Source organism: Streptomyces sp. CA-278952, from assembly GCF_028747205.1.
In the GTDB taxonomy this organism is placed as follows: domain Bacteria; phylum Actinomycetota; class Actinomycetes; order Streptomycetales; family Streptomycetaceae; genus Streptomyces.
Map to the genome: position 1 here is coordinate 5748719 of NZ_CP112880.1, position 11866 is coordinate 5760584.

General features: G+C 67.8%; 8 protein-coding genes and 1 pseudogene. 5 read left to right on the plus strand and 4 right to left on the minus strand.

All coding sequences use genetic code 11. The features are described from left to right. The first annotated feature begins 61 nt into the window (after nucleotides 1-61). The gene (locus N7925_RS25695) at nucleotides 62-574 is read left to right on the plus strand and encodes a hypothetical protein (RefSeq protein WP_265601791.1); all 513 of its coding nucleotides are present in this window, start codon (nucleotides 62-64) and stop codon (nucleotides 572-574) included. Between the two features lie 95 nt (nucleotides 575-669). Here the strand turns inward: N7925_RS25695 and N7925_RS25700 are convergent. Beyond that, a pseudogene (locus N7925_RS25700) lies at nucleotides 670-957 on the minus strand (tyrosine-type recombinase/integrase); the annotation flags it as partial. A gap of 327 nt (nucleotides 958-1284) precedes the next feature. On the opposite strand from N7925_RS25700, the gene N7925_RS25705 reads away from it, so the two are divergent. Beyond that, nucleotides 1285-1482, plus strand: coding sequence for a hypothetical protein (locus N7925_RS25705; RefSeq protein WP_274345289.1), 198 nt, complete (start codon nucleotides 1285-1287; stop codon nucleotides 1480-1482). A gap of 509 nt (nucleotides 1483-1991) precedes the next feature. Here N7925_RS25705 and N7925_RS25710 read toward each other — a convergent pair. Next, nucleotides 1992-2450, minus strand: coding sequence for an FG-GAP repeat domain-containing protein (locus N7925_RS25710; RefSeq protein WP_265601793.1), 459 nt, complete (start codon nucleotides 2448-2450; stop codon nucleotides 1992-1994). Between N7925_RS25710 and N7925_RS25715 the strand changes: the two genes are divergently transcribed. Together N7925_RS25715 and N7925_RS25720 are read left to right on the plus strand one after the other, a co-directional pair. Continuing rightward, the gene (locus N7925_RS25715; protein WP_274345290.1) at nucleotides 2434-6252 is read left to right on the plus strand and encodes a polymorphic toxin-type HINT domain-containing protein; all 3819 of its coding nucleotides are present in this window, start codon (nucleotides 2434-2436) and stop codon (nucleotides 6250-6252) included. The two genes, N7925_RS25710 and N7925_RS25715, sit on opposite strands and share 17 nt — an antisense overlap. Continuing rightward, nucleotides 6237-7181: a hypothetical protein gene (locus tag N7925_RS25720; protein WP_274345291.1), complete on the plus strand. Its 945-nt coding sequence runs from the start codon at nucleotides 6237-6239 to the stop codon at nucleotides 7179-7181. Before N7925_RS25715 ends, N7925_RS25720 begins: the two co-directional genes overlap by 16 nt. Before the next feature lie 1423 nt (nucleotides 7182-8604). Here N7925_RS25720 and N7925_RS25725 read toward each other — a convergent pair. Continuing rightward, entirely contained in the window at nucleotides 8605-9084 is a 480-nt protein-coding gene (locus N7925_RS25725; RefSeq protein ID WP_265601797.1) for a MarR family winged helix-turn-helix transcriptional regulator, read from the minus strand. 139 nt (nucleotides 9085-9223) lie between these two features. On the opposite strand from N7925_RS25725, the gene gap reads away from it, so the two are divergent. Next, nucleotides 9224-10228 carry a type I glyceraldehyde-3-phosphate dehydrogenase gene (gap, locus tag N7925_RS25730; protein ID WP_265601798.1) on the plus strand — a complete coding sequence of 335 codons (1005 nt, stop codon included), beginning with the start codon at nucleotides 9224-9226 and terminating at the stop codon, nucleotides 10226-10228. A 1029-nt stretch (nucleotides 10229-11257) separates the two neighbouring features. On the opposite strand, the gene N7925_RS25740 is transcribed toward gap, so the two are convergent. After that, nucleotides 11258-11842, minus strand: coding sequence for a TetR/AcrR family transcriptional regulator (locus N7925_RS25740; protein WP_265601799.1), 585 nt, complete (start codon nucleotides 11840-11842; stop codon nucleotides 11258-11260). Nucleotides 11843-11866: the final 24 nt, after the last annotated feature.

Here is an 11866-nt window from a genome sequence, read left to right on the forward strand (position 1 = left end):
GGATGCAATCCAACCGTGCCGCAGAGATGCATTTCCTTATCAAGAACTTGGGGAAACTCGGATGAGTGCCTTTCAATTCTTGGTCGAGGTCCTCAGGTCTGGGGCCGTCCAAGGGCTCGGGCTGGACGCGCAACCTGACGCTTGGGAAGCGAAGCTCGGCTCCGATTACGTAGACGACGTGCGCAAGGGGCGAATGCGTCGCGACTACGGGCTAGTAGAGCTCTCGTTCTTCAAGAAGGGCGAGAATTGGCAGTGCTTCGAGGTGAGCTTGCAAGTTCACAGGCTGGCCGCAGATATCTCCGATATCGTGCCGAGTTCCCTCATTGAGGAATACGGGGAACTGGAGTCGAGGGTTCGGTTCAGCGACCTCCAGGTGAACGTTACTGCCGAAGGCCTCCAAGTCGCACAGATCAGTGATCGCGGTCGCCATCTTTACTCCAGATTTTCGGTGATGGAGTCGGGAGTGATCGTGCACGTCCTGGAGGCTGACTCTGGAGACAGCTTGCGGCGGGGTGATATTTGGTCGGTCTCTCTGGCCCGGGATTTCACCGCGCGAGCAGCTTCGATCTCATGAGGGATCTCAGGAGATCCCCATAGCAAACCTGAAGCCCCGCCAGGTGGTACCTGGCGGGGCTTCTGCGTGGACTGACGGCAGTGATTGACGCAACGTCAGCGGACAGGGGCCGCGCAGAGCGGTGGGTCGTCGCCGTCGCCTCGTTGGCCGACAAGCTCGGCCGGGTTGAGGAGGGCGCGGCCGAGGAGGTCGATGGCTTTGCGCCGGAGGCGGAGGCGGAGGCGGAGTCGGACGTGGGCGTAGACGGTGGCGGTGACGCCGGTGTGGGCGTGGCCCAGGAGTTCCTTGATGACGACGAGTTCGACGCCCAGTTCCAGGAGCAGGGTGGCGGTCGAGTGCCGGATGTCGTGACAGCGGATGCGGCGTAGGCCGCTCTTGCGGAGGTCCCAAACACACGGGAGGATTCTTCGCCGGCTACCGGGTCGAGATCCGCTGGCAAGAGATCATCTGCAAGTAGGGGGACGGGGAGAATGTCGGTGGGAAGAGGGCGATGCGCCGCCGTGTCCCTGGCCCTGGGGCTGGCGGTGACCCTGAGCGGGTGTTCCACTGGCGGCACTACGGCCGTGGACACCGACGGGCTGCCGGGAGTCTGGACCGGGAGCGGCGGTGGCCGGGTCGAGTTCCACGCGGATGGCCGGTTCAGTATGAAGGGGATTCCCGCCGCTTCCATCGCATTCACCTGGAGCGAGCCGCGGAACGGTGCGATCAGAGTGTCGGGTGCGGGAACCTGGAGGCAGGACGACGTCGCCGAGGACAGCCTGCAACTGATGATCGAGGCCGGCGGCTCGTTCCCGACGGACGAGGAGGTGGCCACCCTCATGGTCGCCGGGGACGGTCCGCCCCAGGTGCTCTTCTTCAGCACGAACGTCGACAAGCCGTACGGCTACGAGATCAAGAAGAACCCGTAGCCACTTCGGACGCCTCGACAGGTTCCCGGGCCGTATGCCCGGGGCCTGTCAGCCCGGGGCGGACACGATCCGGCCCGGGCCTGGCGTCTGACGCCCTGAGCCCTGATGTGTCGGTGCTCGGGGACGTGGGGCTGTCGATGTGCTGGCTGCGAGGAGGCCGCCCACGGCCGAGATGCGAGCTCGGCACCGTAAGCGGCGAGATGCAGAGGGGTGCTCGGCCTCCGCCGAACGACCGCTGCTTCGGTGAGGTCAGGGCCGGGGAGAGCATCGTGTCGCGGTCCCACGGCCGTCGAGGGGCTGCCACGCTCCGCTACACGCTTGCCGATCTTGAGCTCGCGCCCCAGCATTGTCGTGATCACCAAGTTCTTCATGGCGGCCTGCGGGCGTAAGCCTGCCGCCTGAGGGGCTATTTCGACCGGACCACTGCCGTCGGCCGGCCGTCTCCCGGGGCGGCGCGGGCCGTTCCTTCGTGTTCGGGCCGCACCGCCCTGGGAGTCATCGGGGCAGGGTCAGGCGATGGACCTGATGGTGTGCCAGCCGCCGGGTCCGACGAGGAGCGGCGGCTGTGCCGCGCCGGTTGCTCGGCCGGGGTGGAACATCAGGTTGCCGCTGCCCGTGACCAGGTGGGTGGACCACAGGTCGGTGACGCCATCCCCGTTGGCGTCTCCGGTCGCGGTCATCAGCGGGTGGGTGGCGGCGGGCAGGCCGGTCGCGTAGGCGGTGCGGGTAGCCGGGTCGGCGAGGGAGGACGGGTCTGTTCCGCCGTCCGGGCCGGGCTTGCCCCGGTGGAGCCAGACCTGACCGCTGACGGTGTCGCGGGCGATCAGGTCGGGGTGGCCGTCGCCGTCCAGGTCGCCGGGGGAGACCAGGGTCATGTTCTTCCAGCCGGTGTCGGCGATGGGGTAGCCGTAGTCGAGGTGGCCCCCGGTGTAGCCGGGCAGATACCACAGGGTGTCGCCGGTCGACACCGACCCGCTCGGCCACACCGAGACCACCGAATTCGACCACCGGGGCCTGCCCACCGCGGAGATCGACGCCAACGGCAAGCGCGTCGACATGCGCTACGACCCGCTCGGGCGCCTGCTGAAGGTCTGGGACATCGACCGGAACCAGGCCACCCAGTCCGCGTCCGCCGAGTACGACTACACCATCCGGCGCGACGGCCCGACGATCGTCACCAACAGGACCCTGAAGGACGACGGTTCGTACGCCACGAGCTACGAGATCCTCGACGGGCTGCTGCGCACCCGCCAGACGCAGGATGCCGCGGTCGGCGGCGAGGGCCGCATCGTGAGCGACACCTTCTACGACAGCGTGGGCCGTACGTACAAGAGCAACGACGGTTACTTCAACGACCAGAACGTCGCCCCCAGTCTGCTGACCGTCGGCGACAACGTGGTGCCCTCGCAGACCCGCGTCGTCTTCGACGGCCTCGGTGAGGAGACCGCCGAGGTCACCTACCACTACGGCGCCGAGAAGCTCCGCAGCACCACCGTCAAGGACGGCGACGCCGTCACCGTCACCCCGCCCGAGGGGGAGACGGTGACCACCACCTACCAGGACACGGACGGCCGCGACACCAAGCTGCGCGAGTACACCAAGGCCGACCGGTCCGCCTGGCACGACACCACTTACGGCTACGACGACCAGGACCAACTGACCAAGGTCACCGAGCCCGGCGGCGGTGAGCACACCTTCACCTACGACGCCCGGGGCCGGCAGACCTCGGCAACCGATCCCGACGGCGGCACCACGCGCTTCGAGTACGACCGGGGCGACAACCTCACCGTCGTCGTCGACGCCCGCGGCAACAAGCTGGTGACCACCTTCGACAAGGCCGGCCGCCCCACCAGCCTGCGCGAAGACTCCGCCAGCGGCCCCAAGCGGGTCGAGTGGACCTACGACAGCCTCGGCAAGGGCCTGCCCGTCGCCTCCATACGCTACGACAAGGACGGCAACGCCTACCGCGACGAGGTGACGGCGTACGACGCCAACTACCGCCCGCGCACCACTAGAACCACCATCCCCGGCACGGCCGGAAAGGCCGCGGGCGAGTACACCTACACCTACGCCTACACCTCCACCGGCAACCTGTCCTGGGTCGAGCTGCCCAAGGTCGGGCCGATGGCCAAGGAGCGCCTGGTCTTCCGGTACAACGGTGACGACCTGCCCATCTCCATCTCCGGCGCCGCCAACTACGTCACCGACGTCACGTACTCCAAGTACGGGGAGATCCTCCGCTCCGAGGCCGGGCCCGCCGGCAAGAAGCTGTCCTCCACCTACTTCTACAACGACTTCACCCGCAGGACCGACCGCGTCGTCCACGACCGTTCCGTCCAGCCCGGCCGGATCGACGACACCGCCTACTCGTACGACGAGGCAGGCAACGTCACCGGTATCTCCCGCACCCCCGGTCCGGGGATGCCCGACGGGCAGACCGGCACCGACACCCAGTGCTTCGCCTACGACCAACTGCGCCGCATGACCTCCGCCTGGACGGCGAAGGAGAAGTGCGCCGCGGACGGCCCGAGCAAGGAGACGGTAGGCGGGCCCGAGGCGTACTGGCAGTCCTACGAGTTCGACGCGTCCGGCAACCGCACCAAGCTGGTCGAGCACGACCCCGCCGGGAACGCGGCCAAGGACATCACCCGGACCTACAGCTACGGCGGTGACGCGGGCGGCCCGAACCGGCTGAGGGAGATCACCTCCACCGGCGCCGACGGCGCCACCAGGTCCACCTTCGGCTACGACAAGGCCGGCAACACCACCACCCGACAGAACGGCGGCACCACCCAGTCCCTGGCCTGGGACGTCGAGGGCAACCTCGAATCGGTCACCGAACCCAGGGAAGGCGGAGGCGAGAAGAAGACCTCCTACTTCTACGACGCCTCCGGTGAGCGCCTTCTGCGTACCGGCGCGGACGGAGCCACCACCCTCTACCTCGGCGAGACCGAACTGACCGTCAAGGCGGACGGAACCGAATCGGTGCAGCGCTCCTACGCGCACCCCGACGGCGCCACCACCGTGCGTTCCTCCGACGGCGGACGCGAGGTCCTCCTCGCCGACCACCACGGCTCCACCCAGACCTCCGTCGACATGACCGAGGTCGGTATGCCGGTCACCCGGCGCCTGCTCACCCCGTTCGGCGAGGACCGCGGCGCGGCCCCGTCCACCTGGCCCGGGTACCGCGGATTCGTCGGCGGCACCCGCGACCAGGACACCGGTCTCACCCAGCTCGGCGCCCGCCCCTACGACCCCGCCACCGGCCGCTTCCTGTCCGTCGACCCCCTGGTCGACTACGAGCAGCCCGCCACCATCAACCCCTACGCCTACTCCAACAACGCCCCCGCCACCTTCTCCGACCCAGAAGGCCTCTTCTTCCCCATCCTGATCGGTATCGCGGCCCGTATCGCGATCCAGGCGGCCATCCGCGCCGCCGCCCGCCGGGCCGCCCAGATGGCCGCCCGCAAGGCGGCCGAGGCCCTCCGCAAGAGGCTCCTGGCCGAAGCACGCAAGCGCGCCATCGCCGCGGCCCGGAAGAAGGCCGCCGCCAAGGCCAAGCGCGAAGCCGCCCGCAAGGCCGCCGCGGCGAAGCGCGCCGCCGCAAAGCGGGCCGCCCAGCGCGCCGCGGCGAAGCGCGCGGCAGCCCGCCAGGCGGCCGCCCGCGCCAAGCAGCGAGCCCAGCGCGCCGCGGCGAAAAGGGCCCAGGCGGCCCGCGCCGCCGCACGCAAGGCCAAGCCCAAGCCCAGGCCGCAGCCGAAGTCGCAGCCGAAGCCGAGGCCGAAGCCGTCGCAGAAGGCGAAGCCGGCTCAGCAGAAGAAGGCCAGCCCGAAGCAGTCGGTCGGCAGCAAGGCCCGTGAGGAGATCAAGAGCGAGGCCAGGGGGCAGGCCGAGGACGCCGCCACCGAGCAGATCGGCTGCCGTACGACCAACAGCTTCGTGCCCGGCACCCTCGTGGTGATGGCGGACGGAACCCGTAAGCCGATCGAGAACGTCAAGCTCGGCGACAAGGTCCTGGCCACCGACCCGAAGACTGGTGAGACGACCGCGCAGCCGGTGGTCTCCACCATCCTCGGCGAGGGGGCGAAGAACCTGGTCAAGGTCACGGTCCGGACCGGGGACGCATCCCCCGGGAACTTCGGTGATGCTGTCCGGGCAAGTGGCCGGGATGGCGGCGGGGTTCCCGTAGACACCGGGCTGCTTCAGCTCCAGCCGACCAACGACGGGACCGGCGCCGACACTGCTACCGGCACGGTCGTCGCCACCGACGGGCACCCCTTCTGGATCCCGTCCCTCGGTGAATGGGTCGACGCCAGTGAGTTGGAACCCGGCCAGCGGCTCCAGAGTTCAGCGGGAAGCTGGCTGCAGATCACCGCAGTCCAGACATGGACACAGAACGCCGCTGTTCACAACCTGACCATTGCGGATACCCACACGTACTATGTGCTGGCGGGCGAAGCATCGGCACTCGTTCACAACAGCAACTGTGAAGGGCCGATTCTCACCAAGGCTCAGTCCAACCAGGTTCTTGAGTACCTCGGCTACAAGGAGACCAAGGAAAAGTCGGCAGGTCGAGGGGCGGCGAAGATCTGGGTGAACAAGAAGGCGCCGGCGTCGGAGAGGTATGCAACTCAAGATATGACTGGACACGGTGGTGGCCTTTTCAAGGCCGGGCCTTCAGCCGAGTCGCTCAAGACAACCAGGAGCACGCTCCGGAGCGGTTCGTACGATCTGGACAAGTTCGGCAGAATGAAATGGCTTCGCCCATGACTCTTTGTTTTCTCGTCTCCAAATACGACGAGCCCAGGCGTAGTGGATTGATTGCCGACTGGACTTCCTTCGAAGATGTCGGCGAGTCCTTCAATGGCGAAGTGCTGACGGCTGCCGAGTATCAGCGGGTAGAGGATTCCTACATCTCAGCCGTGGCATCCTTGGCCGACGCGATACAGGCGGACAGATTCGAGTTGAGGAACCTAGTTCTCAACGAGCCCCCGCCGACCTGGCTTGGCATCGTTTATGACGGCTGCTCTGTTGATCGGCACACTGCCCTGAGGTTGCTCAGGTGGATGCTCCGACACGGCTTGATCTCTTGCACTTTGGCAAGTGGAGATACCTTGCGGGTGGCGGTCGAGACTGACTTTTACCTCTCGATAGAGATCCAACCGGATGCGGTGGACTCTCTGGGGGAGGTGAAACGCCAAGGGTTGCATGTGGTTTCTGTGCCTTGCGGCGAAGAAGAAAGCGATGCAACAACAGCGGTCTCCCGTCCGGCAGATGGAGAATTCTGGGAGGAGGTCGCGCAGAGCGTCAGGGTGTCGCGAGGCACAACTGCGATCCTTGAGCGCTGGGCGGAAGGGTCCTGCGGCTATCGATGGCATCCAATGTTGGACGAGAACCTCTCGATAATCGCCAGATCCGTTCGACCGCACTCCCTGATTACGGCATATCTTGACGCAAATGTTCAATGGGCCTCCCGAGGGAATCTCTTGCCTGCAATTGAGTCGGCCGTCATGGCCGAAGGATTGCCGGTTGTGATCTTCTCGCGGTCGACCGGCGGAGTCTCTCCTGAAATTCTGGTATGCAAGGAGGGCGCCGATCTGCCAACCGAGGCAGAGGTCCCCCCGGGCGATGATTTCGGATTCTTCCTTTGGCCGGATGACGATTCAACCTTCATCCAGGCGGTAGTGCCGGGTGATTGAGGCCAATTCGCCCAGTGGCTCAACTCACGTGCGGCCCGGGATCGAAGTCGGGGTATGCGTCGGACGCGCAGGGCGACTTCGTGCTGGGCCTGCAGCCGGTCTCCGCCGGAGTGGGTCGAACATCATTGTGTGAGCCCGCAGTCATGTCGGCCGCCGCCTGGCGGACTCTCTGACCGGCTTGTCGGCAGGGACGAGTGGTCACGGGTGTCGGCCGCTGGCCGGTGGTGACATAGACGTGGGTGTGCCTGACGCTTACCGCGTCCGAAGCGCACGGGCAGGTTTGACCAATCCCCTCCGGAAGGAAGCAAGTGGTGAGCGATCGATGGAAGGACCCAGAAGTTCTGCGGGGTGCGGTGAGCGGGGCTGAGGCGTTCAGCCTGCCGGCCGTGGACGCTGCGGCTGGGTCTTTCGAGGTGGAGTATGTGGTCACCGGAGTGGGCGCGAGCGAGATTTCCTACACCACAGGGCCCGGCGACGCGGGCGAGGTGGTGGTCGAGGGGCCGCGTCTTCCCTGGTGCACCACGGTGCGCATGGCGGGTGCGGAGGCTGTGCCGGTGCTGAGCGTCATGCTGAGCGAGGACGGGCCGGATCGAGAGTGTGATCCGTGTCGATGGCTTGGAGGCGATGCGGTCGACGGCGGCCGGGGCGTCAGGGACGTCAGTGTGTGTCGCCGAGCCGGGTGGGGCGTGGTGACGCGAGGTCGGTCTCCTGTACATCCCGCTCGCGAATCGGCTTGCGGATGCCGTTGTGTACCGCTCCGGACACGGTCGGCATCGCGCCGCCCACTCGTCCCTTGACACGTGCCGCTGTGGGGGCTGCCTCGCGGGGATCAGCCGGAACCACCGACCGGAGCGCGAAGACGGGCCGGTGCGCGTGAAAACCGGCCAGTGAGCCTTTCAGGATGGCCACCGATCAGGTGACGGAGCTGGTGGGCAGGCGGGGCCCGCAACGGACAGGGCTCCCGTGCCGTTGGCAGAGGTGTTCCACGTTTCAACCCCACGTGGCCTCCTCGACTCCCGCTCTGACCAGGCGTGTTGTGAGCTTTACAGACGTGTACTGGCAGCCGTGGCCGCGTGATGGATCAGCGTGCCGGGCTCGACCTCGCGGCTGGCCAGCGCGTACTCCGGCGAGGAGAGGGCCGGGTCGGCCTTCGGAGCGCCGCTTCGGAGCGGCCGTGAATCCGGTGACCGAGCCGATGCTGACGATGTTCCCGCCGGTGCCCTGTTCCAGGAACAGCGGCCGCACGCGCCGCACCGCGCGAGCCACGTAGCGCAGACTCACGTCGTAGACGGTGTCCCCGTCCTCATCGGACACGTCGTGCCCGGACCTCGTTCGGCAGCTCCCGAGACGCTTTCGGCGCGGGGCGTCCGATCGGCGGCCGAGCGCGCTGGAAAGCCGCCGCGGCCGGCCGATTCCGGCATGTTCACGGAAGGGGTGGGCCCTGCCGTCCGGCTTCCGCCCCGAGCTCCGCCAGGCGGTTCAGGACGGGCAGAGCCCCAGCGAGCGTCTGCCGTTCAGCAGGCGTCAGCTGGGCGATCAGCGGCATCAGGTGACGGCCCCGGTCCTCGTGCCGGGCCTGGCCGACCATTCGGCCGTTGTCAGTGATGTGCACGAGGACGGCGCGCCCGTCCGCCGGGTCGGGGCGGCGTTCCACGAGACCGTCGCGCTCGAGCCGCGTGACCAGTTGGGTGAGCCCCGGCTGGCTGATCTGCTCGGTTCTCACGAGTTCGGTCAGTCGCTTCGGACCACTGAGATTCAGGGTGTCCAGCACGGACAGCGTCGTGAACGACAGCTGGTGCACCACCGGAAGCCGGATGTAGTAGCGGTTGAAGTTCTCGATCGCCCTGGTGAGGTCGCTGACCATCACGTCGGATTTGCTGGCGGCACGCTGAGGAACAGTCACCCTGGAAATGTATCGCAGACTTATATAAGCTCCTGATTGATCGCGGGTCGGCGCCTCGTCTGAGCGCACGGCTCGCCTGTGCACCTCGGCGCAACGGCGCGTCAGCGGAGTTGCGGAACGCTAGGTGAGGAACACTCCCATGACTGTGCGAATCGGCATCAACGGCTTCGGGCGCATCGGCCGCAACGTCTTCCGTGCGGCGGCCTCGCGGACTTCTGAACTGGAGATCGTCGCCGTCAACGACTTGGGCGACGTACCCACGATGGCCCACCTACTCGCTTATGACTCGATCCTGGGGCGCTTTCCCGAGGAGGTCACCGCCGAGCCGGGTGCGATCCGTGTGGGTGACCGGACGCTCAAGGTCCTCGCCGAGCGCGACCCCGGCGCCCTGCCCTGGGGTGACCTGGGAGTGGACATCGTGATCGAGTCCACCGGCATCTTCACCAACGCCGCGAAGGCGCGCGCACACGTCGAAGGCGGAGCGAAGAAGGTCATCATCGCCGCTCCGGCCAGCGGTGAGGACATCACGGTGGTGATGGGTGTCAACGACGGTGACTACGACCCCGAGCGCCACACCATCATCTCCAACGCCTCCTGCACCACCAACTGTCTTGCCGTGCTGGCCAAGGTGCTGCATGACGCCGTCGGCATCGACTACGGCATGATGACCACGGTCCACGCCTACACGCAGGACCAGAACCTCCAGGACGCCCCGCACGGAGACCTGCGCCGGGCTCGCGCCGCGGCCCTGAACATCGTGCCCACCTCCAGCGGTGCCGCAAAGGCCATCGGTCTCGTCCTGCCTGAACTCGACGGCCGCATGGATGCCTTCGCGCTGCGGGTGCCCGTCCCCACCGGCTCGGTCACCGACCTCACGGTCACCACCCGCCGCAGCACCACCGTGGACGAGGTGAAGGCGGCGTACGCGGCTGCGGCCTCGGGACCGTACAAGGGCCTGCTGTCCTCCGTGGACGCGCCCCTGGTCAGCACCGACATCGTGGGCGACCCGGCCTCCTGTGTCTTCGACGCCGGGCTGACCCGGGTGTCCGGCCCGCAGGTCAAGGTCGTCGGCTGGTACGACAACGAGTGGGGCTATTCGAACCGCCTCATCGACCTCGCCCTGCTCGTCGGGTCGTCCCTGTAGCCGCTCGCCGACCCGGCGCCCGTACATCACGTGGCGGTCGTCCGCCGAACCGGCGGACGCCGCTTCGGCGCGCCCGCGAACCGGCGCGCAGTGCACGGCGATGCCACCGACGCCGTCGGCGTGCCACCTCGACCCTCAAGGTCTGGGAGAAGGTCCTCGGCGAGCCCGTCTTCGCCTTCAAGTCGACGACGATCCGCTACTACCCGTCCGCTGCCGGCTCCGTGGAGCCGAGCTTCCTGACGTCGCTGCACCAGGATGGCTTCTCCATAGGCCCGAACCAGGACTTCCGCACCGCGGGAGAAACGTCGTCCTGCCGCGATCGCGCGGCTCCTGTGCGGACGTACGGCGCGTCATCGGCAGCGTCGAGCGGCCGCTGGGCCTGCACGGGGCGCCCGGTGTACGTGGGTAAGGAGACCGTGCCCAACCATTTCATCGCCTCAGAGCTGCGATGGGTGCCTCCATGCCCGGCCGGCCGGCCGGGTCACCGGTCGCGTCCCCCGGACACCATTGGCGGGCGAGATCCCGCCCGCATTCGGTGGGGTGCGATGAATCCACCCTTGGAGCAGAAACGTTGCACCGTGCCACGACCGGCGGAGATCTGGGGGTTGGAGAATGTGCGAGCCCTGTCTCCGCCCGCGGCCCGCGAACCGGCGTCGCAGATCCGGCGGCTGCTGGTGGACACCTGTACCGCCCTCCCCGGCCGCGCCGTGCGTTGGTCATGACGGCAGTCCTGCTTGGCGGCCTTCCTCGCCCGTCAGAGGCGCGGCCGGCTCAGGACCGGCTTCGACGGAGTCCTGCTCATCAACACTGGCAGACCCCCGACCACGTCCGCGCACTGACCATCGTGCCTCGCCGACGCACCGACCCCCACCCTCGGCGCGCCTCTCACCGCAACACCGGCCGAACTCCTGTCATGACGCAATACACGGTGCTTGCCGGGACGACTTCGCGAGGCGGGCATCGAGGCATCCGGACAAGTGCCGGTGGCGGGTCAGACCCTGCGGCGCGCAGGGGGGGGGCGGGCGTCGTTCAGGTGGAGAGCACGGCGGCAAGCATCCGCCGGACGACCGGGGTCAGCTCGTTCACGTCGGGCACCGGGCGGGTCGCGGCCGTCGCACCGGCGAGCCGGTCGTACAACAGGCCGTCGGTCCAGGCGACGAGCAGGTCCGCCGCCGACGCCGGATCGGGAGCGCCGAGCGCCGCCAGCACGTCGGCGGCCTTGGACCGTGCGGCGAGGCCTGCGGTCTGCAAGTCGGCACGCAGCTCCGGGCGGCGGGTCGCCTCCAGGCTGAGTTCGAATCGGGCGAGCTGGCGGTCTCGTTCCACCGTTAGCCAGTGGTGCAGCAGCGCGGCGAGCGCCTCTGCGGCGGAGTCCGGGTGCGGGGGCCCATGCTCCGCTTCCCACCGGCCCACGTCGGCGACCGACAGCTCGGCCAGGCGGAGGTAGCAGGCACTGATCAGAGCGCTGCGTGTGCGGAAGTAGTACGACGTGCTGCCGGCCGGCAGCCCCGCGGCGGCGTCGACCGCGCGATGGGTCAAGCCGCGCAGCCCGGCGGCGGCCACCGTGCTGATGGCGGCGTCGGCGATCAGGTCTCGGCGATCAGGGAGGGGCACACCTCGCACTCTACAGGTGTAGAG